The organism is Pseudarthrobacter equi (genome assembly GCF_900105535.1).
Taxonomy (GTDB): domain Bacteria; phylum Actinomycetota; class Actinomycetes; order Actinomycetales; family Micrococcaceae; genus Arthrobacter; species Arthrobacter equi.
Genome location: NZ_LT629779.1, coordinates 3799356 through 3824743 on the forward strand (window position 1 = coordinate 3799356; position 25388 = coordinate 3824743).

The 25388-nt window shown below is 67.1% G+C and carries 25 protein-coding genes; 8 read left to right on the plus strand and 17 right to left on the minus strand.

Going from position 1 to position 25388, the window contains the following annotated elements; all coding sequences use genetic code 11:
• Window positions 1–2 precede the first annotated feature (2 nt).
• Together BLT71_RS17315 and BLT71_RS17320 are read left to right on the plus strand one after the other, a co-directional pair.
• Window positions 3–1193 (plus strand): AMP-binding protein, encoded by a 1191-nt coding sequence (locus BLT71_RS17315; protein WP_091722754.1) that lies wholly within the window; start codon window positions 3–5, stop codon window positions 1191–1193.
• Between the two features lie 75 nt (window positions 1194–1268).
• Window positions 1269–2150 carry a 1,4-dihydroxy-2-naphthoate polyprenyltransferase gene (locus BLT71_RS17320; RefSeq protein WP_091724127.1) on the plus strand — a complete coding sequence of 294 codons (882 nt, stop codon included), beginning with the start codon at window positions 1269–1271 and terminating at the stop codon, window positions 2148–2150.
• A 48-nt stretch (window positions 2151–2198) separates the two neighbouring features.
• Here the strand turns inward: BLT71_RS17320 and BLT71_RS17325 are convergent, their stop codons facing one another.
• Complete coding sequence (locus BLT71_RS17325) at window positions 2199–2513, minus strand: DUF4229 domain-containing protein (RefSeq protein WP_091722756.1); 315 nt, start codon at window positions 2511–2513, stop codon at window positions 2199–2201.
• A 62-nt stretch (window positions 2514–2575) separates the two neighbouring features.
• Between BLT71_RS17325 and BLT71_RS17330 the strand changes: the two genes are divergently transcribed.
• Both BLT71_RS17330 and BLT71_RS17335 read left to right on the plus strand, forming a co-directional pair.
• Window positions 2576–2965, plus strand: a complete 390-nt coding sequence (locus BLT71_RS17330) for a PLD nuclease N-terminal domain-containing protein (protein ID WP_091722759.1) — start codon at window positions 2576–2578, stop codon at window positions 2963–2965.
• Between the two features lie 5 nt (window positions 2966–2970).
• The gene (locus BLT71_RS17335; protein WP_091722760.1) at window positions 2971–3588 is read left to right on the plus strand and encodes a hypothetical protein; all 618 of its coding nucleotides are present in this window, start codon (window positions 2971–2973) and stop codon (window positions 3586–3588) included.
• Here the strand turns inward: BLT71_RS17335 and BLT71_RS17340 are convergent.
• The 10 genes from BLT71_RS17340 to BLT71_RS17385 form a co-directional block, all read right to left on the minus strand.
• On the minus strand, window positions 3585–5075 hold the full coding sequence (locus BLT71_RS17340; protein ID WP_091722763.1) for a dynamin family protein: 1491 nt from the start codon (window positions 5073–5075) through the stop codon (window positions 3585–3587). The genes BLT71_RS17335 and BLT71_RS17340 overlap by 4 nt on opposite strands.
• Window positions 5072–6922, minus strand: a complete 1851-nt coding sequence (locus tag BLT71_RS17345; RefSeq protein WP_091722765.1) for a dynamin family protein — start codon at window positions 6920–6922, stop codon at window positions 5072–5074. The genes BLT71_RS17340 and BLT71_RS17345 overlap by 4 nt, the downstream gene beginning before the upstream one ends.
• Before the next feature lie 137 nt (window positions 6923–7059).
• The gene (locus BLT71_RS17350) at window positions 7060–8211 is read right to left on the minus strand and encodes an IniB N-terminal domain-containing protein (RefSeq protein WP_091724129.1); all 1152 of its coding nucleotides are present in this window, start codon (window positions 8209–8211) and stop codon (window positions 7060–7062) included.
• Window positions 8212–8374: 163 nt separating this feature from the next.
• Window positions 8375–10393: a LuxR C-terminal-related transcriptional regulator gene (locus BLT71_RS17355; protein ID WP_231994347.1), complete on the minus strand. Its 2019-nt coding sequence runs from the start codon at window positions 10391–10393 to the stop codon at window positions 8375–8377.
• A gap of 70 nt (window positions 10394–10463) precedes the next feature.
• Window positions 10464–12518 carry an Hsp70 family protein gene (locus tag BLT71_RS17360; protein ID WP_091722771.1) on the minus strand — a complete coding sequence of 685 codons (2055 nt, stop codon included), beginning with the start codon at window positions 12516–12518 and terminating at the stop codon, window positions 10464–10466.
• A gap of 123 nt (window positions 12519–12641) precedes the next feature.
• Window positions 12642–13724 carry a c-type cytochrome biogenesis protein CcsB gene (gene ccsB, locus BLT71_RS17365; RefSeq protein WP_091722773.1) on the minus strand — a complete coding sequence of 361 codons (1083 nt, stop codon included), beginning with the start codon at window positions 13722–13724 and terminating at the stop codon, window positions 12642–12644.
• Complete coding sequence (gene resB, locus BLT71_RS17370; protein WP_091722776.1) at window positions 13724–15490, minus strand: cytochrome c biogenesis protein ResB; 1767 nt, start codon at window positions 15488–15490, stop codon at window positions 13724–13726. The genes ccsB and resB overlap by 1 nt, the downstream gene beginning before the upstream one ends.
• Window positions 15490–16245: a cytochrome c biogenesis CcdA family protein gene (locus BLT71_RS17375; protein WP_091722779.1), complete on the minus strand. Its 756-nt coding sequence runs from the start codon at window positions 16243–16245 to the stop codon at window positions 15490–15492. The genes resB and BLT71_RS17375 overlap by 1 nt, the downstream gene beginning before the upstream one ends.
• A 15-nt stretch (window positions 16246–16260) precedes the next feature.
• Entirely contained in the window at window positions 16261–16839 is a 579-nt protein-coding gene (locus BLT71_RS17380; RefSeq protein WP_091724130.1) for a TlpA family protein disulfide reductase, read from the minus strand.
• Window positions 16840–16875: 36 nt separating this feature from the next.
• Window positions 16876–17556, minus strand: coding sequence for a histidine phosphatase family protein (locus BLT71_RS17385; RefSeq protein WP_091722782.1), 681 nt, complete (start codon window positions 17554–17556; stop codon window positions 16876–16878).
• 202 nt (window positions 17557–17758) lie between these two features.
• Between BLT71_RS17385 and BLT71_RS17390 the strand changes: the two genes are divergently transcribed.
• The 3 genes from BLT71_RS17390 to BLT71_RS17400 all read left to right on the plus strand — a co-directional run bounded on the left by BLT71_RS17390 (window position 17759) and on the right by BLT71_RS17400 (window position 19936).
• On the plus strand, window positions 17759–18307 hold the full coding sequence (locus tag BLT71_RS17390) for a YceI family protein (protein WP_015938250.1): 549 nt from the start codon (window positions 17759–17761) through the stop codon (window positions 18305–18307).
• Between the two features lie 155 nt (window positions 18308–18462).
• Window positions 18463–18927 carry a hypothetical protein gene (locus BLT71_RS17395; RefSeq protein WP_091724132.1) on the plus strand — a complete coding sequence of 155 codons (465 nt, stop codon included), beginning with the start codon at window positions 18463–18465 and terminating at the stop codon, window positions 18925–18927.
• Between the two features lie 112 nt (window positions 18928–19039).
• Window positions 19040–19936: a Yip1 family protein gene (locus BLT71_RS17400; protein WP_091722784.1), complete on the plus strand. Its 897-nt coding sequence runs from the start codon at window positions 19040–19042 to the stop codon at window positions 19934–19936.
• Between the two features lie 48 nt (window positions 19937–19984).
• Here the strand turns inward: BLT71_RS17400 and BLT71_RS17405 are convergent, their stop codons facing one another.
• Together BLT71_RS17405 and BLT71_RS17410 are read right to left on the minus strand one after the other, a co-directional pair.
• On the minus strand, window positions 19985–20689 hold the full coding sequence (locus BLT71_RS17405; RefSeq protein ID WP_091722786.1) for a redox-sensing transcriptional repressor Rex: 705 nt from the start codon (window positions 20687–20689) through the stop codon (window positions 19985–19987).
• Between the two features lie 91 nt (window positions 20690–20780).
• Window positions 20781–21035 carry a glutaredoxin family protein gene (locus BLT71_RS17410; protein ID WP_015938254.1) on the minus strand — a complete coding sequence of 85 codons (255 nt, stop codon included), beginning with the start codon at window positions 21033–21035 and terminating at the stop codon, window positions 20781–20783.
• Window positions 21036–21123: 88 nt separating this feature from the next.
• Here BLT71_RS17410 and BLT71_RS17415 point away from each other — a divergent pair, with 88 nt between their 5' ends.
• A complete protein-coding gene (locus BLT71_RS17415; RefSeq protein ID WP_091722788.1) occupies window positions 21124–21942 on the plus strand; it encodes an HAD family hydrolase in 819 nt (272 codons plus the stop codon).
• A 78-nt stretch (window positions 21943–22020) separates the two neighbouring features.
• Here the strand turns inward: BLT71_RS17415 and BLT71_RS17420 are convergent, their stop codons facing one another.
• From BLT71_RS17420 to BLT71_RS17435, 4 genes are all read right to left on the minus strand, one after another.
• A complete protein-coding gene (locus BLT71_RS17420) occupies window positions 22021–22119 on the minus strand; it encodes a 30S ribosomal protein bS22 (protein ID WP_003792170.1) in 99 nt (32 codons plus the stop codon).
• 192 nt (window positions 22120–22311) lie between these two features.
• Window positions 22312–22524, minus strand: coding sequence for a helix-turn-helix domain-containing protein (locus BLT71_RS17425; RefSeq protein ID WP_045729294.1), 213 nt, complete (start codon window positions 22522–22524; stop codon window positions 22312–22314).
• Between the two features lie 182 nt (window positions 22525–22706).
• A complete protein-coding gene (locus tag BLT71_RS17430) occupies window positions 22707–23810 on the minus strand; it encodes a 3-deoxy-7-phosphoheptulonate synthase (RefSeq protein ID WP_091722790.1) in 1104 nt (367 codons plus the stop codon).
• A gap of 216 nt (window positions 23811–24026) precedes the next feature.
• Entirely contained in the window at window positions 24027–25355 is a 1329-nt protein-coding gene (locus tag BLT71_RS17435) for a glycoside-pentoside-hexuronide (GPH):cation symporter (RefSeq protein ID WP_091722793.1), read from the minus strand.
• Window positions 25356–25388 lie beyond the last annotated feature (33 nt).

Consider the following 25388-nt stretch of genomic DNA (forward strand, 5'->3'; position numbering starts at 1 on the left):
ACATGAACAGCACCTCCCCCAACACCAGCCACCTCAACATCGAGCCCGTGCTCAAGGCCCTGGCCGCCGCGCTCCACGGCGAGGGTCCCGCCGTCGAACTTTCCATCGGTGCCGACGGCGCCCTCGTGGTGGGCCACATCGAAACCCCGGGCTGCGACGACGCGGTGGCGGTGGTCCGCACCTCCGGTTCCACCGGTGCGCCCAAGGCCACGGTCCTGACGGTGGAGTCCCTGGCGGCTTCCTCAATGGCCACGGCGCTGGCGCTCAAGGGCGAAGGCCAGTGGCTGCTGGCCCTCCCAGTGCAGTACGTCGCCGGCATCCAGGTCCTGGTGCGCTCGCTGTTCGCCGGGACCCGGCCGTGGGTGATGGACATGTCCGGCGGTTTCACGCCCGAGGCCTTCACCGCCGCCGCCCTGGAGCTCACGGACAAGATCCGGTACACGTCCCTGGTCCCCACCCAGCTGCAGCGGCTCCTGGACGATCCTTCCCCTGACACGCTCGCCGTGCTCCGCCGCTTCAACGCCATCCTGCTGGGCGGCGCCCCCACCCCGCCCGCGCTGCTCGATGCTGCCCGCGGGGCCGGGGTCCGCGTGGTCACCACCTACGGCTCGGCGGAAACCTCCGGGGGCTGCGTCTACGACGGCTACCCACTGGAAGGCGTGTCCGTCCGGGTGGCCCCGGACGGCCGCATCCACCTGGGCGGCGACACGATTGCCGCCGGCTACATCGAGGCCCCGGACGAGGAAACGGGCACCTTCTTCGAAGAGGACGGCGTCCGCTGGTACCGCACCAGCGATATCGGCAGGATTGACGACGACGGCCGCCTCACCGTGCTGGGACGCGCCGACGACATGATCATCACCGGCGGCATGAAGGTTTCCGCCGCGGACGTCCAGGAAAAGCTGGAAAAGTCCGACGGCGTTGCGGCGGCTTTCGTGGCCGGCGTTCCGTCCGAGGAATGGGGCCAGGCCGTGGCCGCCTACGTGGCGCTCGCCACGGAAGGCGCCACGGGCGACGACAACGCGGGTCCTGCCGCCGACGTCGACGGCCTCCGGGACTCCTGGCACCGCGAACTGGGCTTTGCTGCGCCGAAAACCGTCCTCACCGCGCCTGCCCTGAAGATGCTGCCGAACGGGAAACCGGACAGGTTGGCCATGACCGCCGAACTCAGCGCCCTGCACCAGGGAAAGTAGAGTGGACCTGCACTACTGCGGCGCATGCCTGCCTGGCATCCTGCCGCTTACACGAAACAACACGAGGTACTGACCGTGGCAACAGCCGCCCAATGGGTCCAAGGCGCACGCCTGAGGACGCTTCCCGCCGCGATTGCGCCGGTGCTCATCGGCTCCGCCGCCGCCTATGCAATGGATTCATTCCTTCTGCCCAACGCCATCCTGGCAGCGCTGGTGGCCCTCCTGCTCCAGGTGGGCGTGAACTTCGCCAACGACTACTCGGACGGCATCCGCGGAACGGACGATGACCGCGTGGGTCCGCTGCGCCTGGTGGGCTCCGGAGCCGCCAAGCCAGAGCACGTCAAGCGGGCTGCGTTCGTAACCTTCGCCGGCGCCATGGTGTTCGGGCTGGCACTGGTGGTCATCACCCAAAGCTGGTGGCTCATCCTGGTTGGCCTCGGCTGCGTCATGGCCGCCTGGGGCTACACCGGCGGCAAGAACCCTTACGGCTACATGGGCCTGGGCGACGTCTTCGTGTTCGTTTTCTTCGGCCTGGTGGCCACCCTCGGAACCACCTACACCCAGGCCGGGCAGGTCAGCCTGCCAGCAGTCATCGGCGCCATCGGCACCGGGCTGATTGCCACCGCCCTGCTCATGGCCAACAACGTCCGCGACATCCCCACGGACATGCAGGCCGGCAAGAAGACGCTCGCCGTGCGGCTGGGAGACAAGCACGCCCGCGAAAGCTACGTGCTGATGCTTGCCGTCGCCATCCTGCTGGTGGTCATCCTGGCTCCGGGACGGCCGTGGATGCTCATTGTCCTGCTGCTGATCCCGGCCTGCCTCATGCCGGCCTGGCTGATGATCAACGGCCGCAAGCGCAAGAGCCTGATCCCCGTGCTCAAGCAGACCGGGTTGATCAACCTTGGCTACAGCGTCCTGTTCTCACTGGGACTGGTACTCAGCCACGGCTTCTGAGCCGTCTGTTGCCAGCCACGGATAAACCGCCGTGGCTGGCGGGCCGGGTCAGTTGCGGGGCTTGGGGTTCCTGGCGTCATTGTTGATGGCGACGTCCGGGTTGGCATCCAGCAGGGCGTCCTCGGCGTTGGCATCCTGGACCTCGCCCGCGGAGCGCAGCGGCTTGGCCTTGCCGGAGAAACGGTGGTGCAGGTTTGCCGTTGCAGCGTCCCGCTGCTTCTGGAAGAACAGGTAGCTCACGGCGAACGCGATCACTCCGGCGAAGACTACCGACATCAGGGCGCCCAGCTCCAGGAGCATGAAAACGACGAACAACGGCACGAAGAGCGCCAGGCGGATCAGGGAATATTTCAAAAAGGCCACATTCAAGTTTAGCCGTCTCCCGCCCGCAACCCCCTGCGCCTGCGGACGATAGACTTAGTGGCATGCTTCTCCGTGTGGCTTTGGCCGTGGCTGTCCTCGTCATCTTTGTGTATGGCCTCGTGGACGTGATCCGTACCGATGGCCGACTCACCCGCGGAATTTCTAAGCCCGCCTGGATCGTGGTCATGATCATCCTGCCCGTGCTGGGCGCGATTCTTTGGCTCCTCATTGGCCGTCCCCGTGACGCAGCACCGCAGCAGCAGGGTTACCGCCACCCCACCGCCCCGGACGATGATCCGGAGTTCCTCCGCAATCTCGAAGTCCGCCGCCGCAACGAGGCAGAAGCCGCGCGGCTGAAGAAGCTCAAGGACGATCTCGAGGCCAAGGCCAGGGACGCCGACGGTAACAAGGGCAAGCACGAAAACGACCACGATACCGACGGACTGAAGTAGGGCCCATGGCTTACGACCCTGACGGAGAAGAACGGCTGCGCACCACGCCCACCGGAACAGCCCCGCCGTCAGGGCCAGACGCCCAACCTTCGCCGCCGCCCCGGCCAGGCCTGTCCTACGCGGCCCCCGCGCCCATCGCCGTCGTCCCTCCCGTCCCCGGTACCGTGCGGCTTGCCCGGACGCTGTGGCTCCTCAGTTTCGTCGCAGGAATGGCCGTCCTGGTGGGGTCATTCCTCAGCCGCGACGGACATCTTCAGCGGCTGCGCACGGTGGTGGACGGGATGGCCCCCGGCGGGGATGCGGAGGCCGTCAGCACCGCCAGCGCCATCGTGTTCTGGGGCAGCGTGGGGGCACTGCTGCTGGTGATCCTCCTTGAGGCCGCCCTCCTCGGCGCAATCTTGGCGCGGCACGGCTGGGCACGCTGGGCGCTGGTCCCGCTGCTGGCGGTGCATGCCGTGGTGACGCTGCTCGCCACAGCGTTCCTGATGCCGGAAGGCGAAAGCGCCAACTACGTCATGGTGCTCTGGGGAGCCCAGCTGCTCCTCGCACTGGTGGGACTGGTCCTGTTGTTCCTCCCGGCCTCCAGCGGCTGGCTCAAGAGCCGCCGCGCAGTCCGCCGTTAGGCGCTGCGCTGCCGCTGCAGAGCTGATGATTCCGCCAGTACGCCCTCGCAGCTGCGGATCACCACACGGCAGGCATCGATGGCCGAGCGTTCCGTGAGTGGATTCTCGGCAAGGGCCCGCCACCGCAGCAGGCACCGCCGGGCCTCGTCGGAAAGCTCATCCGGAGTGGCTGCCGCCTCCAGGCCCAGCCTCACGTGGGTGGCGGCACCCAGTCCGCCGACGAGGCGTTCCGCGTCAGCGGCAAGATCGGGTTTCAGTGCGACACCCGTGGTGCGCAGTGTTGCCAGCAGCCGCAGTTCGCGGAATTCATGCGCATTGGCCTGCAGCCGTTCAAGGGAGCCGGAGAGTTCCTCCGTTCCTTCGCGCGGACTGGACCGCAGGAGCGCCTCGACCCCTACCAGCGCCGTACGCGCCTTGAGGGCCCCGGCCCGGGCCTGGAACTGCCGCTCCAACAGTTCCAGCAACGGATCCAGGCCGCTGCGCCGGGCAAGTTCGTGGGCCAGCGGGGTGGGTTCATTGAAGCCGTTGCGGATAAGGACCACGGCCAGCCGGATGCCGAACAGTCCGAACCTGGCAAGCAGGGAAGCCCGGGCCTCGGACGTCAGCCGTTCTGGTTCGGAGCCGCGGAGGAACCGGTCCGCCGAGAGCATCATCTTCTCCCGGGCCGCGCGGTCAAGCCCCGCCAGCAGCTGAAGCGAGGCGAAGTCCTGTTGCCGGAGGCTTCGGGCGGTCTGGGCCAGCAGGCCCGCCACCGGGACCACCCCCAGCGCCAGCTTCCGGAGGTTGTGGTCGCGCCGGTACCGTTCGGCGATGTCGCCGGCGGAGAGCAGCGAGTCAATGCGGCCCGCGCCCACCTCATCGGCCCGGGACAGCACGGCCAGCGCGTTGACGGTACCTGACCTCCCCGATTCGGTGTCCTTGAACGATTCCAGGAACCGCAGGTCCGAAGCGTGCATATGCCGCATCAGGTATACGATCGCGTCAGCCTGCGACGGTGCGTCCGCCGGAGTGAGGAAGCCGGTGGCGAGGGCTGACACATCCTCGGACAGCGACGCGATGCCGGGGGTATCGATCAGCGTCATGGTCCGCAGCGTGGGCGAGGGCCACTCGACCTCCAGCCGCTCGGCGTCTTCGGCCCGGACGTCACCCAGGACGAACACCAGCCGCCCGTCCACCCGTTTCAGGGGCAGCGGCCTCGGCTCGCCGTCGCGCGGGTGGAGCATGATGCGGGGCGTGCGGCCGTACCGGTACCAGGTGACGATCCGGGTGCACTCACCGGTGTCCGTGGGCGCGATTTCCTCGCCGATGATGGCGTTCAGGAGCGTTGATTTGCCGGCTTTGACCATGCCGGCGATGGCTATGCGGAGGGGCTCTGCCAGCCGCTGCCCGTACCCCTCCAGCAGGGCCACTGCAGCGGGGTCGTCAGCGTAGACGTCCAGGGCGTCCCGGACCAGGCCCGCTGCCCCGGCAACGGTATCCGCAGTCATCCGGCCGCCGCCGGCGCCAGGGGCCGGGAAGCGGCCACCTCAGCCGCCACCGCGGCCGCTGCCGCGTGCAGGGCGTCCACTTTCTTGAGTTCTGCCTTGATGTCCCTGATCCGCACGTCCTTTTGCAGGGTGAACGTGGTGGCCGCCTTCTGGGCCACGGCCACGGAGTCGGACAGCGACCTGTGGTGTTCCTCAGCGATTTCGGTGAAGTGGTCCCGGATGGACCGCTGCACCAGCCGCAGGCGGTCCTTGAGCTGCTTTCCCACCTGGAACGTCACATCATCGATTTGGCGCCGGACCAGGGCCTTGGCCTCGCCCTGCCGCCGCTTGAGCCGGGCTTCCCGGTCCTCCCGGTAGGCCTTGCGTCCCAGCAGCAGGCCGGCGCCCACGGACAGCGGGTTGATCAGCGCCATGCCGAAGATCCCGGTCAGCAGGCCGAACATCAGCACACCGCCGTAGGAACCGCGCATGCCGATCAGGACTTTCTGCATGGGGTTGATGCGGCCCGGGTCAAGGGCCGGCATCTCCTCCACGGGGTCCAGGGCGTCGCCGGTGTCCGAAACCCGCAGGGCCGGGATCCTTACCTCGTCGGCGGCAAAGTGCTCGGCCACCTGTGAGGCCAGCCAGTGGGCCCGCTCGCTGGTCCACACGAAGGTGTCCGAAATGGCTGCGGCGGAGCATTCCTCCAGCCACTTGGAGAACTCGTTCCAGGTGGGCCCGGGGTCACCCTGGTCAATGGCTGCCTCGGCTTCCCGCTGGATCCGGCGGAGCCGGTCGCGGAGGTCGTACTCCATGTCCGCGATGAGGTCGCTGATGCCGTCGCTGAGCGTGATCTGCCAGCGGGCCGAACGCTTCCGGAGATCATCCGCTTCGGTCTTGGCCAGTTCCAGGCCGGCGATCATCCGGGGCGTGCCGGCGGGATTCTCGAGGGCATCGAGTTCGGACTGCAGGGACAGGCGCAGGTTTTCGGTGACCGAGAGCAGGTCCTGGCTGACGTGCCGGCGCTGGAGCCGCTCCGATTTGCCCACGATTTCATTGCGCAGGTGCCGGACCAGTGCAGGGAACCCGGACTCGCCGTTCAGCTCGGCGTCCTGCAGCCGGCTGGCCTCGAGCCGCAGGTCCGAGGACACGGGGAAGAGCGGGATGTCCGGTGCAACGGCGTCCAGGCGGGACCGGTCCATGTCCGCTACACGCCGCCACTCCGGGTAGAGGTCCGTCTTGGACAGGACACCCACCACGCTGGGGGTGATCCGCATTGCCTGGCGGAGGAAGCGAAGCTCGGGTTCGGTGTATTCCTGGGAGGCGTCGGAGACCAGCAGCATGGCATCGGCCGTTGGGAGCGCCGTGAGGGTGGTGAGCGTGTGGGAGGATCCCATGCCGCCCACACCCGGTGAGTCGATGACCGTCAGCCCGCCGGTGAGGATCTTCCGCGGCAGGTACACCTCCGCTGCCACCAGTTTCTTGCTGTTGCCGGGATTGCCCTGCTCGGAAACGTACGCGGCGATGTCCTCGATGGGGATGGGCTGGCGTTCAACGCTTCCCTCCTCACCGCCGTCGGAATCTGCCTTGGGAACAAGGATGGCTGCCGAGGCCGGTTCGCCGTGGCGGACCACCGTGGGCACCGAGGTGGCAATGTCATCGTCCACCGGGCAGACCGGCGCGTTCACCAGGGCGTTGATCAGCTTGCTCTTGCCCTGCTTGAACTCCCCCACCACAATGACGCGGACACTCGGGTCCCGCAGCCGTCCCGCGGCCTGCTCCAGGCGCTTGCGGAGATCGGCGCGGTCTGCCGTCTGGGCCAGCTGGAGGCCGTGCTCCACCAGCTTGATCAGCTGTCCCGCTGTCATCGGTGTTGGTTTTGCCGGTCCTGCTTCTGCCACAGTGTGTCCTTTGCGTCGGGCTCCGGGTTGGAGTGCGGGCTAAGCCGGGGATAGCCCGGCAGGAGGGTTTCCCCTCCTGCCGGGCGTTTCTGCCCGGACCGGGATCAGAGGATCACAGTGTTGTCCTCCACCTCGACGTCGGTGTTGATCTCGGAGTTGTCCTGGAAGGAGTCCTCCACCTGCAGCGAGTTGTCCTGGAAGGAATCCTCAACCTCCACCGAGTTGTCCTGGAAGGAGTCCTCGATCTCGACGTCGGTGTTGATGGAGTTGTCCGAGTTGTCGGTGGTGCTGACCGAGTTGTCGGAGTTGTCCGTGGTGTTGGCGACGTTGTCCAGGGCGACGTCGATATCCGTGTTGGTGGAGTTGTCCGAGTTGTCCTGGAAGGAGTCCTCGATGTCCACGTCCGTGTTGATGGAGTTATCCGAATTGTCGGTGCTGGTGGTGTTCCCCACGTTGTCCAGGTCGACATCAATGTCGGTGGAGTTATCCGAGTTGTCAGAATTGTCGTTGTACGAGCCGTTGGTGGAGTTGTCCGAGTTGTCGGAATTATCCGAGTTGTCGTTGAACGAGTCGTCCACGTCGAGGTCCACGTCGGTGTTGAAGGAGTCGTCGATGTCCGTCTCTTCGTTGCCGATGTTGACGTCGCCGCCGGCGCGGATGGAGTTGTCGGTGGAGTTATCCGTCGAGTTGTCCGAGTTGTCGTTGTAGGAGTCTTCGATGTTGTTGGAGTCATCGACGTCGGCGTCGTCACCGGCAGCGATGGAGCGGTCGCCGGAGGCGATCACGGAATCGTTGTCGAACCACTGCTTGACGTCGCCGTCGGCCCAGATGTTCTGGTTCACGGACTGGTCAACAATGTTGTCCCGGTCATCCACCGTGGAGGTGTAGGAGTAGTTGTTCACGATGTGGTGCAGCTGCTGGATCGCGTGCCCATGGTCATCGTGGTCATGGTCGTGGTGTCCACCGCTACCGCCGCCGGCCGGGGGCGGGGTCACTGCGCCGGCGCCGCCACCGTTCTGGCCGGTATCGGCGCGGTTGCCGCCGGTGTTGTACTCGCGGTCGAAGCGGGAAGCGTTGACCGTAATGGGGGCGTAGTCCAGCACTACGGGCATTGCGGCATCCACGTCGGCGGAGCATACGCCGCCCAGGCCGTGGTCTTCCAGGACGCGCTCCGGATCATCCAGGAAGTCCTGGGCCGCTTGGCGGTCGCCGAAGAGGCTCATCAGGAACTGGACGAGATCATTTGCGAGTGTCATTTCGTGGTCCTCAATCTTCTCTGTATTGCGGATCACCGGGCATCGTTGCCGGGTTGGAACCAACGTACGGGCCCCGTAGCGGCCCGGGCATCGGGCCGGTTCCCCCTACCGGCCGGTGCCCCGCCGGGGAACAGCGCCACCGTCCGTTAGGGGCATTAGGGGTTTACTGCTGCGGGGGATTTTCGGCCGCCAGGGCGAGCCGCAGCCGGGCCAGGAGGTCCGAACGGTTCTCCGCCCCCAGCCGGCGACGCATCCGGGCAATGTGGTGCTCGGCCGTGCGCGGGGAAATGTAGATGGCCTCGCCGATCTCGCGGTAGGTCTTGCCCTCGAGGACCAGCCGTGCCACCTCTTTTTCCCGCTCGCTCAGGCCCGAGCCGTCCGGGTGCATGCCGTTGCCGGCCTCCGCCGTGGCCGCTGCCCGCGGTTCGCCCGTTCCGGCGCTCCCGTTGCCGGGTGCGTTTGCCTGCGGGTGGAGGTCCCTGGCACAGGACAGCAGACGCACCATGTCCTTGCGTTCCCCAGCGCGCGCGGCCGCGTGTCCGGCGAGCCGGGCACCCTCCCAGGGCATGCCCATCCGGCCCAGTCCCCGTGCCGCCGCTTCCACATCGGCGGGCTGGAAATTACCGGCAAGGACGGAAACCCAGGCTTTGCCGGCGCCGGCCAGCACGGCGGCAAGGTGGCTGTTTTTAGCAGCCCGGGCCAGGGCCGTGGCATGCGGCGCCAGCGCGGCGGGGTTTTCGCTGAGGAGTGCTGCCTGCACTGCGGCCCAGTGGAACGGCACGGCCCACAGCGGCGGGCTTCCCAGCCGTTCGAGCAACTGGTTTGCCTCCTCGAAGTAGTGGGCGATCCGCCTCGTCTCCCGGAGCCGGGCAGCGGTGATCACCAGTTCACCCCACGGCAGCAGGCTGTAGAGGTCAACCGAGATGTGCAGCATCGCCTCGCGGGCACGTTCCCAGGCCAGCACCAGCTCGGCGATTTCGCCGTTGCGCCTGGCCAGTCCCACTTCCAGGGCGGCGCGCAGGAACTCATCGCGTGGAACGAGTGGCCAATGGTTTGCCTTGGACGCCTCATTGATGGAGAGCCGTGCGTCCTCGAGTTTGTCCTGCTGCATGGCAGACCACGCCTGGAGCAGGAAAAGCCTCGGTTTTGCCGCGTTACCGCCCTGGCCAGCAGCGGCGGCTGCCCGGCACACGGTCTCTGCCAGGTAGGGTTCCCCGCTGTGGAGCGCCAGGAGTGCCGCGAGCGCGGCAGGAGTATCCGGGAGCGGCAGCGCAGAGCCGGCCGCGTTCAGCATGTCTGAGGCGTGGATGAGGATGGGAAGGGCCTGTTGCGGATCCTCGGCCAGGGATTCCAGGATTCCCTTGCCCGTTCCGGCCAGCGCAGCCGCCAGCAGCGTGGGCGATTCCGGTGGGGCGTCGGCCCGGAACAGTGCATCCGCGCCGGAACGGTTGCCGCAACCCACCATCGCGACGGCGGCGAGCGGCGCCGAGGACCCCAGCCTGGGAGCACCCAGCCAGCTGTAGGCGTCGGCACTCCGCGCCAGCATTCCCCTGTGCGCCCAGACTGCTGCGGCCACGTCCACCCCACGGCGGACGTCGGGTGGATCTACGCTCACCAGGAGGGTGTCGATGATCCGGGTGGCTGAGTCCAGGTCGCCGTTGGCGGCAGCCGCCTGGGCACGGCGCGCGGCGGTGCCGGTTTCGTCCGCCCCGGCCAGCAGGGCTTCGTCGTAGAGGCTGCACGCCAGGGCCGGATCGTGTTCGAGGGCCTTGTCCGCGGTATGTTCCAGTTCCGCGGCCACGCGCTGGTCCGCCAGCCCGCCGCGGGCAAGCTCCCGGGCGAAGTCGCCCATCGGTTGGCCGTCCGCGGCGTAGAAGGCGACCAGCTCACGCTGAAGTGCATGGACCTTGGACGTGGGCGCTGCCGTCAGCAAGGCGTTGCGGGCGGGCCCTACGACTGTTCCGTCCGTGAGTAATCCTGCCTGCTCCGCCTGGCCGATCAGCACATCGAGGCTTTCCACCTCGCCGGCGTCGATTCTGCGTTCCAGGTCCGCGGGCAGCGGTCCGGGAAGGACGAACCCCACTGACAAGGCAAGGAGCAGTTCCCGGACAGCGGCGTTCTCGCCTTTGAGCTGCAGGGCCATGGCCTCGGCCGCGTGGGGCGGGGGTTCGCTGTGGTTCATTCCTGAATGGTTGAGCCGGGAGCCCAGGAGTTCTGCAGCATCCTGGGGCCGCGGCTGGAAGCTGGCCACCCTAGGCCGCCGGTTCCGTGGTGGGAGCGTCGGAGCCCGCTGCCGGAACCGGCGTGGGGTCCGGAACCGGTGTGGGGTCCGGGACCGGTGTGGGGTCCGGCGCGGGAGCGCTGCTGGGCGCCGGTGTTTCAGGCACCGGCGGGTTCGTCGTGGGGTCCGGAACCGGCGGGTTGGTGGTCGGATCCGGAACCGGCAGGTTAGTCGTGGGATCCGGAACCGGCAGGTTGGTGGTCGGGTCAGGCGCGGGCACCACGGTGGCGGGGTCGGTGGGAACAGGTGCCGGCGTACCCGGCGCCGGATCCACCGTCCCCGCTGCGGTGGTGGGCGTCACGGCAGGAACGGACCCGCTTCCGGAGCCGGTACCGCCTCCGGTGGTCCCGGGCACGGTGCCTGTTCCCGCAGCCGGAGCCGGTCCGCCCGCTGCGGGAGCAGGTGAGCCGTCCGGAGCCTTGGTAGCCGCTGCGGAGGGTTTGCTGGTTGGCGAGGCCTCGACGTTCAGCCCGGGACCGGCGTCGGACTTCTTTTTCTGCACGCCGGCGTCGATGCCTGCCAGCGGCTGCGCGTCACCCGCAGTGCCGGCGGCCGCGGCACCGCCGCCACCGGTCACCGATCCGGTCCCGCCCGCCTGGGCCGGTGGACCGCTGTCGGCGCCGGCCTGGGGAACGAACACCGAGGTGAGGTCACTGAGGCCGCCGGGGCTTTGGGCGGCGGTGGCGGACAGCACGGTGAACAGGGCGGCCGCGGCTGCGATGGCGGTGAGCCGCACCGTCGGCTTCGGCGCGTGCGCCCCGCCGTGGCTGTGGCCCGGGCCGTGGCCCAGCGCTGCAAAGTTGCCGGCCGCCGTCGTACCCTTCCGGGACCAGCTGGCCAGCCGCGGGGGAACGTGTCCGCCGGTGTCCAGCGGCTCGTCGCCGGACGCCGGTGCCGGCAGCTGCGGGGCCTCTGAAACAGGAGCCGCGTTACGCTCGGCGGGCGCGCGGGAAAGCACGGCCGATACCGCTGCGCCGAGGCAGATGGACGACTTAGGATCAGCGTCCACGGCGATAGGGCGGTCCAGCTGTTCGGAGATCAGCTCCGCCACGAGGGGTATCCGTGATGACCCGCCGATCAGCAGGACGGCAGTGAGGTCCGCCGGAGCCAGCTTGAGCTGCGCGAGCGATTCCTCCAGCGCATCCACTGTTTCCCGGACGGGTTCCTCGATCAGGGCTTCGAACTCGGACCGTACCAGCCGGACCTGTTGCTGGTAGCCCGGCAGCAGCACCGGGATGGTGGCCTCGCTGTCCGATGACAGTGCTTCCTTGGCCTCCACGCATTCGCGCCGCAGCCTGGACAGGGCGGCCAGGACGTCCGGGTCCGCGGGGTCCAGGTCCGCCAGTGCTCCCCCGGTGTGTTCGGCGACGTAGCGGAACACGGCGGCGTCGAAGTCTGCGCCGCCGAGGTCGTCAATGCCCTCCGGACGCCCCACCGCTTCAAACCGGTCATCGCCAGCCTTCGTCAGCACGGCGGTATCGAACGTGCCGCCGCCGAGGTCATAGACGGCTATGGTGCTGCCTTCCTCAACCCGCACCTGCGACGCGTAGTGCAGTGCCGCGGCTTCCGGTTCGGTCAGGAGCGTCACGTCAGGCAGGCCCTTGGCCGCCAGCGCTTCCCGGACCGCGGAGGTGCGGTGGCTGCCCCACGCTGCGGGGTGGGTGAGGATGATGTCCGACGGCGCTGCCCCCTCGCGCTCGGCCGCCCGGTCCGCCACCCAGCGGGCTACGGTGGCGAAGACTTCTTCGGGGCGGATGGCCAGGGTGCCCAGGGAAAGGGGCACGGCATCGCCGATGCGGCGCTTGAACTCCCGCACAACGCGTTCCGGGGTGGCGAGTCCGCGGCGTTCCGCAGCCTCCCCCACCAGGACGGGACCCTGCGCAGGGTAGTAGACCACAGAGGGCACTGCGGTGCCCCGAAGGCCCAGCGGCAGGCACTCCGGAACGGGCGGAACTCCCTGGTTGAAACGGACAACCGCGGCTGCGGTGAAACTGGTCCCGACGTCTACGGCGAGAACGTAGGTCATTGCTACCTCGGACAACTGGTGTTTCGCCAGCAAGCTTCATCACAGGCGAACGTCACCAACGTAGCATCACCAACAGGACCCGGAACAGCCCTGTTGGTACATCGAATGGTTATTTGCCGGGTGTCAGAGGCCCGAGTAGGAGTGCAGGCCGTTGAAGAACTGGTTCACGATGGTGAAGTTGAAGACCACGCACAGGTAGCCAACGATCGACAGCCAGGCCGCTCGGGTTCCGGTCCAGCCCCTGGTGGCGCGGGCGTGCAGGTAGCCGGCGTAGACCACCCAGATAACGAAGGTCCAGACTTCCTTGGTGTCCCAGCCCCAGAACCGTCCCCATGCCTTCTCGGCCCAGATGGCGCCGAACATGAGCGTGAAGGTCCAGCCGATGAAGGCGATGGCGTTGATCCGGTAGGACAGGTTTTCCAGGCTCAGGGCTGAGGGGACCAGGCGCATGAAGCCCAGCTTGTCCTCGCCGCCGGCGGCCACGGTCTTCTGCCGGTGCGACTGGACCAGCTGCAGCGCGGACATGGCGAAGGTGAGGGTGAACAGGGCCGAGGACATCACGGCGATGGAGACGTGGATGATCAGCCAGTAGCTCTGCAGTGCGGGGACCAGGTGGCCCACCGGGGTCCAGTACGCCACGGACGCGGCCACCAGCATGATGATGGCCAGGCCCACCACGAAGGTGCCCAGGAAGCGGAGGTCGCGGCGGATCAGGACCAGCAGGAACACGGCAATGGCCACGAAAGCGCCCGTGGTGAGGAACTCGTACATGTTGCCCCACGGCACGCGGCCGGCTCCGAGTGCCCGGGTGACTACGCCGGCGCCGTGGATCAGGGCGCCCAGGACGGTGAGGGCCACCGCAACGCGGGCGGGGGCGCGCCGCGCGGCGGAGTATTTCATGTCGGCGCCGGCGGTGATGATGCCGCCGCCCGCCGGGGTGCCTGATGCCGTGGACGACGACGGACGCTCGGCCCGGCCGGCCGGGCCGCCGACGCTGGACTCGGCACGGTTGCCCGCACCCACTGCGGCGGGAACCTTGGCCGGTTCAACGGCCTGTGCGGCCTTGAGGTCGATGGCCTGGAGGGCCCGGCTGCTCTTGGCCAGGTCCCAGGCGAAGGCAATGAAGGCTACGGTGTACGTGCCCGCCGCCAGCAGCATGAAGAGCTCGCTGTACTGGCCCATGGTTTCGTTGATTCCAAACGGCATTACTGGTCCTTTTCGGGCCCTGCGGGGCTTGCTGGGGTGGGGGTGCCTGCGCCATTATCGCCGAGGCTGCTGGGAGTTTGCTGGGACTGCGTGGAATCGTCCTGCCGGTCGCCGTCCTGCTGCGGATCGGCCGCGAGGCCCCATTCCTGGGCCAGCAGGGTGCGGATGGCGGCAGCTTCCCCGGCCAGGCGGTGGTCTTCGCCGCGGGCCAGGAGGCCGTACTCCACCATGGTCCGGCCGTCGTCGTGCGTGCCGGTGCGCACCCAGGCGCGGCGGCGGTTGACGTACAGGGAGAGGATCAGGCCGGCCACGGCCAGGAGCGCGAAGATCAGGGCGTACAGCTGGCCGGGGTTGTGGTGGATGTCCACGCCGACGTACCGCTTGACGCCGTCGAAGCTGATGGAGCCCTTGCCGTCCGGCAGCGTGTAGGTGGAGCCGGGTGACAGGGTGATGCCGCCGGCGTCTAGGTTGCGGGCGTTCAGCGGCGTGAGGTCCTTGACATCGATCTCGAAGACGTTCTGCGGCGAGCCGGTATCCAGTCCAAGGTCGCCGTAGTAGGAGTTCAGGGACAGCTGCGGGTTGAAGAGATCAGGATCTCCGCTGAAGGACACGCCCTGCTCCGTGACGAAAGCCGTCGGCAGGAAGAAGCCCTGGAACCCGAGCTGGTCCGGCTTGGCGTCGGGGACCTTGATGACCACCGAGGAGTAGTAGTTGTCACCCTGCAGCTTGGCCACCACCGGGCCCTGCATGGCCACGTTGCCGTCGCCGTCGCGGATGGTCACCACCGGGGCGTAGCCGTTGCCGGTCAGGTAGATGCTGGTGCCGCCCAGGGTGATGGGGTCGTTGACCTTCAGCGTCTCCTTCTTGGCGGGCGCGTCAGGGTTTTCCTTGGTGGTAACGGCTGCCGAGAAGTCGATGGGCTGGCCGAACTTACCCTGCGATTCGCGGTCAAAGGTGATGTCGAACTTGTCCAGCTGCACAGAGTAGGGCTGCAGCTGGCTGGACTGGAAGTTGGTGCCCGGCGTGAACTGGTCATAGCCCACCAGGGTGTTCACAAAGGTGTCGCCCTCCACCAGGATCCGCTGGCCGCTGTAGCCAAACAGGCCGCCGATGGCCACGGACACCAGGACCCCAATCAGGGAGGTGTGGAAAATCAGGTTTCCCACTTCTTTGGAGAGCCCGCGTTCTGCGCCCAAAGACGGCCGCGCGCCGTCGTCGTCCCTTACCTCAACGCGGTAGCCGCGCTTCCGAAGCAGCCCGGCGGCGCCGTGGATGGCGTCCGACGCCGGGATCCCGGCGTCGGCGGGAATGACCAGCGTGCCGTACTCGGGGAGGCGGGAGAGCCGCTTGGGCGTCCGGGGCGGCTGGGAGCGCATGGCCTTGTAGTGGGCGATGGCGCGGGGCACTACGCAGCCGATCAGGGAGATGAACAGCAGCAGGTAGATGGCGGAGAACCATACCGAGGAATAGACATCGAACAGCTGCAGGGCATCCAGCAGTTTGCCGTAGTCCGGGTTGTTACTGATGTAGTCCGTAACCTTCGAGGGGTTGGCCGGGCGCTGCGGAAACAGCGATCCCGGAACCGCGGCCACGGCCAGGAGCAGCAGCAGGAACAGCGCTGTGCGCATGCTGGTCAGCTGGGTCCAGGCGAACCGCAGCATCTCCTTGGGGCCAAGCGCGGGCAGCGCGGCCTCAGCCTTTGCCGCTGACACCTTGTCCGCATCCGGGGCGGGGGACTTCTTCTTTACGTTCACACGCTCGCTCATCAGATCGGCAACTTCACGTCGGTTTGGAACCAGTACTGCAGCTCGGTCACCCAGGTCCCCCAGACGCCGGTGGCCATCAGCACACCCAGCACCACCAGGATGCCGCCGCCGGTCCGCTGGATGGCGAGCCGGTGCTTGCGGAAAAATGCCATGACACCCATCCCGCGGCGCACAGCGAGCGCGATCAGCAGGAACGGGATGCCCAGGCCAAGGCTGTAGACGAACGCCAGGAAGGCGCCCTTCGCTGCTGACGAGCCGCCGGAGAGGCTGAGCAGCTGGACAGCGGAGTAGGTAGGCCCGATGCACGGCGCCCACCCCAGGCCGAAGGTCAGGCCCAGCAGCGGCGCACCCCACAGGCCGGCAGGCGGCTTGGCGTGGATCTTGGCGTCACGCTGCAGCCAGCCCAGGCCACCCATGAACACCACCCCCATGATGATGACCAGCACGCCCAGCAGCTGGGTGATCCAGGCGTTCTGTGAGCCGGTAATCAGGGTGCCCAGCTGCCCGAAGGCCCCGCCCAGCAGGACGAAGATCACGGAGAAACCCAGTACGAACAGCCCGATGCCCGCGAACATCCGGCCCCGCCGCTGCTTCTGCAGGTCAACGCCGCTGAGCCCGGTGACGTAGCCCAGGTAACCCGGGACCAGGGGCAGCACGCAGGGAGAGAGGAAGGAGACCAGGCCGGCCAGCAGCGCCACGGGGATGGCGAGCAGGATCGATCCGTTCAGGATGGTTTCGGCGAAGGGGCTGTTCACGGGACCGCGCCGCCGCTACTCAGCCACGGCGGCGGTGATCAGGGCGTTCAGGGTGCCCTTCTGGATTTCGCCCAGGACGCGGGAAGCCACGCGCCCCTGCTTGTCCAGGACCAGGGTGGTGGGTACCGCGCCGGGAGGAACCAACCCGGAGACGGACAGCAGCACGCCGCCGTCCTTGTCGTCGAAGCTGGGGTAGGTGAGGTTGAACGTCTTGTCGAACGCTTCCGCGGTTGCCTTCTCATCGCGGAGGTTGACGCCGTAGAACTGCACGCCCTGGTCCTTGAACTCCTGGTGGAGCTCCTCGAGGATGGGGGCTTCCACCCGGCACGGGGCGCAGGCGGCGAACCAGAAGTTCAGGATGGTCACCTTGCCCTGGAAGTCTGCCGGGGTCACCGTGGTGCCGTTGAAGAGGGTGCCGTTGACCTGGATGGCGTCCTTGCGGTCCGCGGCGGCGAACTCTGTGACGGAGCCGTCGCCGGCAACGTAGTTCTTGTTGTCGCCGGCCCTGGCCTGCTTCGCCAGGGCGTCTTCCTGGGCGCAGCCCGAAAGGCCCATGGTGAGCGCGGTCAGGACGAAGCCGCCGGCAGCCAGCACGCTGCGGCGGGAGGTCAGGTTGTTGTGGGTCACTGCTTAGGCTCCAGGGGTGCTGGCGGCACCGGGAAGAAGGGACGCCGCCGGTTCGCTGTACTTGACGCGCAGGAGGCTGCCGTCGTCGTCGAACACCAGGGACGTGATGGAGGTGAGGGTGCATTCGCGTTTCCGCGGGTCATGCCAGAGCGGCTTGCCCTCCGCGCTGAGGCGGGTGGCCCAGATGGGCAGCTGGTGGCTGACCATGATGGCTTCGGGGCCGTTGGTGCCGTAGTCGCCGCCGGCAAAGTCGATGGCGCGCAGGCGTGCGTCCTGGACCGCTTCCATGACGCGGGTTGCCTGCTGCTTGTAGGGCTCGCCCCAGGACGGCCGCAGCGGGTTGACCAGCCGCGGCCAGTGCTTCGGCCGGCGCAGTTCGGCCTTGGTGACCTTCATCCCCTCGAAGTAGTTTTCGGCTTCGATGATGCGGGCGTCGGTGTGGATCTGAAGGCGCAACGCTTCTGCCGTGGGGGCCGCCGTTTCCTGGGCCCGGTCCAGCGGAGAGGCAGCAAGATAGGTGATCCTGGCGCCGGCTTCCACCTGTTCCCGGAAGTGCCCGGCGAGCATGCGGGCCATCTCCCGCCCCAGTTCCGAGAGGTGGAATTCGGGCAGCCGTCCGTACAGAACGCCGTCGGGATTATGGACCTCGCCGTGGCGGAGCAGATGGACAGTGGCTTGGGGCATGTTTACCAGTTTCTCAAAGATGGCCTGCGATCCGAAATCTTCTACAAAGAGTAGAACTGAAGTTTTTGAAGAAATGTTCCAAAGGCGGGAACAAAAGATGCAAATGCATGTTTATACTGGATGCAGCAAGTTAGTTGAGACTTCAACCGATGAAGCTTCAACGGCAGAACCCCTCAGGCACGCAGACACAAGGAGCAACATCATGGCACTTCCCGCAGACGTCACCACCGGCACCTGGACCCTCGACAACTCCCACAGCGAAATCGGCTTCACCGTCCGGCACGCCGGCATCAGCAAGGTACGCGGGCAGTTCACCGACGCCACCGCCACGCTCGAGCTCGCCGAGGACGTGGCCCAGTCCAAGATCGCCGCCACCATCAACACCGCCAGCTTCGACTCCGGCGACGCCAACCGCGACGGCCACGTCAAGGGCGAGGACTTCTTCGACGTGGAGAAGTTCCCGGAAATGTCCTTCGTGTCCAACGGCCTGGTGGCCAAGGGCAACAGCTACGAACTGACCGGCGACCTCACCATCAAGGGCGTCACCCGCCCCGTGACCCTCGAAACCGAATTCAACGGCGTGGCCGTTGATCCCTTCGGCAACACCCGCGCCGGAGTCTCCGCAGAGACCACCATCAGCCGCAAGGACTTCGGCCTGACCTGGAACGCCGTCCTCGAGACCGGTGGCGTACTGGTCAGCGACAAGGTTGCCATCAACCTGGAACTGGCGTTCATCGCCCCCGCCGCATAAGCACCGAATCCTTCGGGCGAAACCCCGGCGCCGCCCCCAGGGCGGGCCGGGGTTTCCAGTTTAAGCAGCGTCCCTTACGCAGCGCCCGGCCCGGCACATGCGGCGCGGGAGCGCCAGGCCCGGCCACGCACGACGACGGCGATACAGTGAACGCCATGAGCAACTCCCCCACCGCTCCCCGCAGCGGGGCTGCCGCGATGTTTTCCCTCGCCGGGCTGCCCCTTGAACTCAAGGTCTCCTTCTGGATCTGGTTTGTGGGCGGTGTCCTGTCCATGCTGGGCGGCCTGCTGGGCATGCTGGCTTCGCTGGTCCTGTTCGCCGCCGCACCGGCGGCCGCCATGGGTGTGGTGGTGCTGATGCTGCTGGCCGCCGCGGTGGGGGTGGCCCAGATGGTGTTCGCGCTCAAGATGAAGGCAGGACGGTCCTGGGCACGGGTGGCCCTCACTGTGCTGGCGGCCATCACCCTTGGCCTCGCTGTGGTGAACGGCTCCGCCGGTACCGGCCAGGCCGGGAACTGGGTGGCGTTCGTGGTGGCGCTGGCTGCAACCGTCCTGATGTGGTTACCGAAGGCGCAGGCCTGGTTCCGCGGAAGTCCGCGCCGGAATACCTCTTCCGAATGATCCCCAAGGGCAGCGGCCGGGGGTACGGTGGTCTTAAGTCATGCTGGGGGTAGGGGCACTGGACCGATCCTCGGCAACCCACCTGTAACCCGACATGAATAGAGGACCGCTCATGAGCACTCCCCCTGTCCCGCCGCCGGGATCAAACGATCCCCGCTCCGGCAGTTCAAACACCGGCAACCCGGACACCAACGGCGATGCCGGCAACCAGCCGCCGCGCTTTGGCGAAAACGCCCCGCAGTATGGCCAGAACGCACCCCAGTACGGCCAGAATGCGCCGCAGCAGGGCCAGGACCAGCCGCAGTACGGCCAGAACGCACCCCAGTACGGGCAAAACGCGCCGCAGCAGGGCCAGCAGTTCAGTTCGCAGCCGCCGGCCACGCCGCAATACGGCCAGAACGCGCCCCAGCAGGGCCAGCAGTACGGCCAGGGTTACGGACAGCAGTTCGGGCAGAACGCCCCGGGCGGCCAGCAGTTCGGCCAGTCGCCGTACGGCCAGTCCCCCTACCCGTCCGAGCAGCCCCAGCCGGCCGGCAGCAACGGCGTTCCCCAGCTGGTCAACATCTCGTTCTGGCTCCTTCTCGCGGCAGCAGCCATTTTCGTGATTTCCATGCTGACGGGCCTCGGCCAGCTGAACGACCCCGCGTTCCGCCAGACGTTCGAAGACCAGATGGAGTCGAGCGGCGCCGCGGGCGTGACGTACGACGACGTCCAGGGCTTCATCGGCGGCACCCTCGTGGCGTTCGCCATCCTCGGCGCCGGCTTGTACTTCCTGGTGGCGTTCTTTGTCCGCAAGGGCAAGAACTGGGCACGCATCCTGGGAACGGTCTTCGCGGGCCTGTCGGTCTTCGGGCTGTTCGGCATCCCCACGTTCGGCACGCTCGGCACCGTCCTGGGCATCGCGGCCATCGTGCTGCTGTACCTGCCGGCCGCTGCCCCGTATTTCCGGAAGCAGCAGCCCTTCGCCAACCCTTATGGTGGCGGTTTCAGCGGCCCGTACGGCCGCTGACCCTTTAGTTCCACTCCCGCGGGCGCGGGTTCCGGACCTGCCGTTTTCCTAGGCAGTCTGCTCCGGGGCCTGCGCCCGTTGTGCGTGGTAGGCAAGGATCTGCAGTTCGGTGGCCATGTCCACCTTGCGCAGGTTAACCCCCTCGGGGACCTGCAGCATCACCGGGGCGAAGCTCAGGACGCTCCGAACGCCGGCTGCCACCACACGGTCGCAGACATCCTGGGCCACGGATGCCGGCAACGCCAGCACCACCATGTTGGCCCCGGTCCGGTGCAGCACCGCCTCCAGGTCCGCGACATCGCTGACCCGCAGCCATCCCACTTCGTTTCCCACCACCATCTGGTCGGCGTCAAAGATGGCCACCACGTCGAATCCCCGGGACTCGAACCCGCCATACCGGGCCAGGGCCTTGCCCAGGTTGCCGGCGCCCACAATGGCAACTTTCCAGTCGTGCGTCAGGCCGAGGGCGGCAGCGATATGGCGGCTCAGGTACTGGACTTCGTAGCCCACTCCGCGGGTGCCGTAAGAGCCGACGTGGGAGAGGTCCTTGCGGAGGGTGGAGGAGCTTACTCCGGAGGCTTCGGCCAGCGATTCGGAGGATACCCGCTCGATGCCGTCGGCCAGCAGGGTGTTGAGGGCGCGGAGGTAGATCGTCAGCCGGGCCACCGCTGCGGGCGGAATCTGCTTGGCTGGCGTACCCGTGGCGTCCGGCAGGTCCGGGACAGCCTGGGGAGTTGAGTCCAGCGAAGTCACCAGCCCCTCCCTTGCATCGCGTTGTGCCTCCACTCTAGAGCCCCATCGCCGGTGCCAACAAAGCAGGTACCGTCACGTCGGACCGCTCCCCCTACTGCGCCATGGCCCGCTGCAGGACGCGTTCCAGCCTGGCTTCGTCGATCTTCCAGAAGTCGCGCTGCACACCGTCCACGAGGACCACGGGAATTTCCTCCGCATAGCGTTCGCGCAGTTCCGGCTGGTTGTCCACCAACTCTTCGCTCCACGTAAGGCCCAATGCGGCAGTGACCCGGCCGACGGCGTCGCGCGCGTCCTCGCACAGGTGGCAGTTCGCTTTGGTGACCAGGACAACATGGGGTGTGGGCATGCTTTAACGGTAGCGCCGTTGAAGCGCGCCCACACCACGCCCGGCATGCCGACCGCGGCCGCCCGGTGGATTGACTAGACTCAAGTCCATGCCCGAGGAGAAATACGTCGCAGTTGTGACCCGGCCGGTCGCTGCGCCGCAGCCGGGCGAGGCGGCGTTTTTCGATGTGGACAACACCCTCATGCGCGGCGCCAGCCTGTTCCATGTTGCCCGGAAGATGCACCAGCGGGGGGCGTTCACGCTGGCCGAGGCAGCCGGGTTCGCCTGGAAGCAGTTCAAGTTCGTGGCCCGCGGCGAGAACATCGACGACGTCCACGCTGTCCGTGATTCCGCGCTCACCCTCGCTGCAGGCATCGCCGTGGACGACATCAAGGCGCTGGGCGAAGAGGTCTACGACGAGATGATCGCCTCGCGGATCTGGCCCGGGGCCAAGGCACTGGCCGAACAGCACCTCAGGGTGGGCCGCCGCGTCTGGCTGGTTACCGCCACCCCCATTGAAGTTGCCACCGTCATCTCAACACGGCTGGGCCTGACCGGCGCGCTGGGAACGGTGGGCGAGGTCTCCGACGGGATGTATACCGGCAGGCTGGTGGGGGATATCCTGCACGGCTCCGCCAAAGCGGTGGCGGTGCAGGGCATCGCCGACGCCGAGGACCTGGACCTCAAGCGCTGCTGGGCCTACAGCGACTCCTATAACGACATTCCGCTGCTGTCCCTGGTGGGCCATCCGGTGGCCATCAATCCGGACGCCAAGCTGCGCCGCCACGCGCGCGACAACAACTGGCCGGTGTACGACTTCCGCGCCGGCCGCCGGGCTGCAACGTTCGGCCTCAAGGCCGCAACCATGGGCGGCGCCGTGTACGGCCTCTGGAAGGGCTTCGCGAGGATCCGCGGCCCCCGGGCGTAAGGCAGGCACCTCTGTAGGCAAAAGAAATGCCCGCCACCTCGGAAGGCGGCGGGCATTTCCACGCTGTTCGAAGTATCTCTACTTCTTATTGCGGCGCTGGTGACGGGTCTTGCGAAGCAGCTTGCGGTGCTTCTTCTTGGCCATACGCTTGCGACGCTTCTTGATAACTGAACCCACGAAAGTTCCTTACAAACTAGATGCAGTACCTGTCTGATGGAAATGGTCCGCGGACAAAGCTACGAACTGAACAACTGACAGATTCTTACAATGACGTAAAACGTTCCTTAACAGGGTACCGCTTCCGGGAGGCCGCTTCTAACCGGCACGGCGTTCACCCGGCACGAATACCGGATTTGCGGCGGGACTGGCTCAGGCGGTGCCTGCGTGCCCGTCCACCACGGCGCCCCTGAGGTACTGGTCCACAGCAGTCTCGGGCACGCGGTAGGAGCGGCCAAAGCGGACTGCCGGCATTTCACCGGAGTGCACCAGGCGGTAGACGGTCATTTTGGAGACGCGCATGACCTCGGCAACTTCTGCCACGGTCAGGAACTTCGCGTTCGAGAAGTTCTGTTCTGCGGACATTTCCCTATTTTCCTTTGCTGACGGATGGACACAGTGGACCCCAGGTTCGTACCAAATGCGGTGTTCCGATGCTGAGCCATCCACCAACCACCTATCCAGATACTCTAGATGTTCCTGTGGCAGAAGTGAAAGTAGTAGGGTCCCCCTATTTGCCCGGCGTACCACCCTTCCCGTGGGCCTCGTCAGCCGCGGCGCTTGCGGGCCGAGGCGGCCAGCTGTTCCAGCACCGATGCCGAGACGTCCCACTCCATGCACGCATCCGTGACACTCTGCCCGTAGACCAGCTCATCCCGGCCCGCAGCGTGCTCCACGACATCCAGGTTCTGGGCGCCTCCCACCAGGAAGCTCTCGAGCATGACGCCGGCGATCGCGTGCGCGGCGGGGCCGCCCTCTTCGAGCTGCGCGCCGATTTCCAGTGCCACCTCCGCCTGGCGGTGGTGGCTCTTGCCGCTGTTGGCGTGGCTGGCGTCCACGATCAGGCGCGGATTCAGTCCCTTGCCGGCCAGGGTGGCGGAAGCGGCTTCGACGTCGGCCGTCGAGTAGTTGGGGCCCTTGCGTCCGCCGCGGAGGATGACGTGCGTGTCCGGGTTGCCGGCAGTGGCCACCAACGCGGCCCGGCCGTCGCCGTCGATCCCCAGGAACGCCTGGGCTGCCGCAGCGGCACCGCAGGCGTCGATGGCAACCTGCAGGCCGCCGTCGGTCCCGTTCTTGAACCCGATGGGCATGGACAGGCCGGATGCGAGCTGGCGGTGGATCTGGCTCTCGGTGGTGCGGGCCCCGATGGCGCCCCAGGAGATGAGGTCGGCCATGTACTGCGGGCTGATCGGTTCCAGGAACTCGGTGGCGGTGGGCAGTCCAAGGGCGGTGACCTGCTGCAGGAAGTGGCGTGCAGTACGCAGGCCGGTGACCATGTCGTGGCTGCCGTCCAGCCGTGGATCGTTGATCAGGCCCTTCCAGCCCACCGTGGTGCGCGGCTTCTCGAAGTAGGTCCGCATGACGATCAGCAGGTCTTCCTTGTGCTTCTCAGCCTGGCTGACCAGCCGGCGGGCGTATTCCAGCCCGGCCTTGGGGTCGTGGATGGAGCACGGGCCCACGATCACCAGCAGGCGGTCGTCCACGCCGTCCATGACGGCGCGGACTTCATCGCGGCCGCGTTCGACGACGGCGGCCACCTGCGCGTCGAGGGGCAGGTCCGCGATCAGTTCGGAAGGGGTGGGCAGCGGGGTGAATTCGCTGACGCGCAGGTTCGAGGTGGATGGTGCTGCTGCGGCTGTTGCGGTGCTCATGTTCGGGTCCTGTTCCAGATGGGAAGCGGGCCCGGATTTCAGAACCCGCCGGAGAAACGGCGAAGGGCAGAGAATGATCTCTGCCCTGTTGGCTCTGAAGGAAAGTTGGATGCGTGTCAGTTAGACGCGGGCCCCTCCAGAGCCAACGAAAAATACGCATACCAACGGTTAGTCATGGGAAGACCATAGCCCCGGAATTGCTCCGGCCGCAAAACGTTACGCAGGATCACGCGCCAGTTCGGCCACCAGCTCGGCATGCCGGCGGTCCGTAAGGCGGTACCAGGACATGGTGACGACGGCGGCCAGCACCAGGATGGCCGGCAGCAGTCCCGCCGAAGCACGGATGGCCAGGAGGGCACCCTCCGCCTGTTCCCGGAGGCCGCCGTCGTAGGCTCCCCAGGCAAGGGCGTACGCCACCAGTCCCCCGCCGAAGCCCATGCCCAGCTTTCTGGTGGCCGCGAGGAGGGCATAGTTGATGCCCTGGACCCGCACGCCGGTCTTCCACTCGCCATACTCCACGGTGTCCGCGATGAGTGCCCAGGTGAGGATTCCCACGGTGGCGGAGGAGAGCTGGGCCAGGACGATGCCGCCCACCGCCAATGCCGGCAGGCTGGCAGGAGCCAGGAAGACCACCACCCCACCCACCACACCCAGGACGCACCCTGCCGTGAACACTGCCTTCTTGCCCCACCGTGCCACGGGCCTGGGGATCATGACCGCCAGGGTCAGGGTGATGACCACCTGGGTGGCGGCCATGACCGGAAACAGGTCCACGCGGGCCAGCACATCGCGCAGGTAGAAGAATTGGGCAGCGCCGGTGGCGGAGTTTCCGGTCACGAAGAGCACGGAACTGACGCAGAGCACCAGCAGCGGCGAATTGGACTTCAGGGCGTCGATACTTTGGCGCAGCGTGATCCGGGGAATGCTTGCCCCCGACTGTTCGCGGCAGGCACTGCCGGTGAATACGTAGAGAACCGAGCCGACCCCCACGAACACGAGGGTGAGGATGGTGAAGATCTGCTGCATGTCCCCGCCGGCGCCGAGCAGGGGTGCGATGACGAATCCCAGGACCGCCCCGGCGGAGAGGCCGCCGATGGTCCGGGCACCGGCCAGCCGTGCACGTTGCCGCGGGTCACGGGTCATGGCCCCCACCAGGCAGCCATACGGAACGTTGACCAGGCTGTACGCCAGGCACACCAGCCCGTAGGTGCAGTAGGCGTAGAGGAGTTTCAGGCCGGGATCCACGTCCGGGACGTGGAACACCGCTGCGCTGAGCACCAGTGGCACGAAGCCGAACATGAGGAAGGGCCGGAACTTGCCCCACCGTTTCCCCTGCACACGGTCCACGAGGCGGCCCGCGGCGATATCCGTGACGGCGTTGAACACGCGGGCCACCACCAGCAGGGTGCCCGCGGCGGCGGCAGCGATGCCGGCAACGTCGGTGTAGTACACCAGCAGGAACATGTTTGCGGTGCTGATGATCATGCTGTTGGCGGCATCGCCGGCGCCGTACGCGACGATGCTGCGCCTGGTGAGCTTCTTCATTTCTCCCTCGCTGCAGGCTTAGAAACCGCTTTC

Coding starts and splice junctions, on each gene's coding strand:
- BLT71_RS17315 (WP_091722754.1), top strand. CDS start 3: ATGAACAGCACCTCCCCCAACACCAGCCACCTCAACATCGAGCCCGTG.
- BLT71_RS17330 (WP_091722759.1), top strand. CDS start 2,576: ATGCTTCTCCGTGTGGCTTTGGCCGTGGCTGTCCTCGTCATCTTTGTG.
- BLT71_RS17335 (WP_091722760.1), top strand. CDS start 2,971: ATGGCTTACGACCCTGACGGAGAAGAACGGCTGCGCACCACGCCCACC.
- BLT71_RS17340 (WP_091722763.1), bottom strand. CDS start 5,075: ATGACTGCGGATACCGTTGCCGGGGCAGCGGGCCTGGTCCGGGACGCC.
- BLT71_RS17345 (WP_091722765.1), bottom strand. CDS start 6,922: ATGACAGCGGGACAGCTGATCAAGCTGGTGGAGCACGGCCTCCAGCTG.
- BLT71_RS17350 (WP_091724129.1), bottom strand. CDS start 8,211: ATGACACTCGCAAATGATCTCGTCCAGTTCCTGATGAGCCTCTTCGGC.
- BLT71_RS17355 (WP_231994347.1), bottom strand. CDS start 10,393: ATGAACCACAGCGAACCCCCGCCCCACGCGGCCGAGGCCATGGCCCTG.
- BLT71_RS17360 (WP_091722771.1), bottom strand. CDS start 12,518: ATGACCTACGTTCTCGCCGTAGACGTCGGGACCAGTTTCACCGCAGCC.
- ccsB (WP_091722773.1), bottom strand. CDS start 13,724: ATGCCGTTTGGAATCAACGAAACCATGGGCCAGTACAGCGAGCTCTTC.
- resB (WP_091722776.1), bottom strand. CDS start 15,490: ATGAGCGAGCGTGTGAACGTAAAGAAGAAGTCCCCCGCCCCGGATGCG.
- BLT71_RS17385 (WP_091722782.1), bottom strand. CDS start 17,556: ATGCCCCAAGCCACTGTCCATCTGCTCCGCCACGGCGAGGTCCATAAT.
- BLT71_RS17390 (WP_015938250.1), top strand. CDS start 17,759: ATGGCACTTCCCGCAGACGTCACCACCGGCACCTGGACCCTCGACAAC.
- BLT71_RS17395 (WP_091724132.1), top strand. CDS start 18,463: ATGAGCAACTCCCCCACCGCTCCCCGCAGCGGGGCTGCCGCGATGTTT.
- BLT71_RS17400 (WP_091722784.1), top strand. CDS start 19,040: ATGAGCACTCCCCCTGTCCCGCCGCCGGGATCAAACGATCCCCGCTCC.
- BLT71_RS17410 (WP_015938254.1), bottom strand. CDS start 21,035: ATGCCCACACCCCATGTTGTCCTGGTCACCAAAGCGAACTGCCACCTG.
- BLT71_RS17415 (WP_091722788.1), top strand. CDS start 21,124: ATGCCCGAGGAGAAATACGTCGCAGTTGTGACCCGGCCGGTCGCTGCG.
- BLT71_RS17425 (WP_045729294.1), bottom strand. CDS start 22,524: ATGTCCGCAGAACAGAACTTCTCGAACGCGAAGTTCCTGACCGTGGCA.
- BLT71_RS17430 (WP_091722790.1), bottom strand. CDS start 23,810: ATGAGCACCGCAACAGCCGCAGCAGCACCATCCACCTCGAACCTGCGC.
- BLT71_RS17435 (WP_091722793.1), bottom strand. CDS start 25,355: ATGAAGAAGCTCACCAGGCGCAGCATCGTCGCGTACGGCGCCGGCGAT.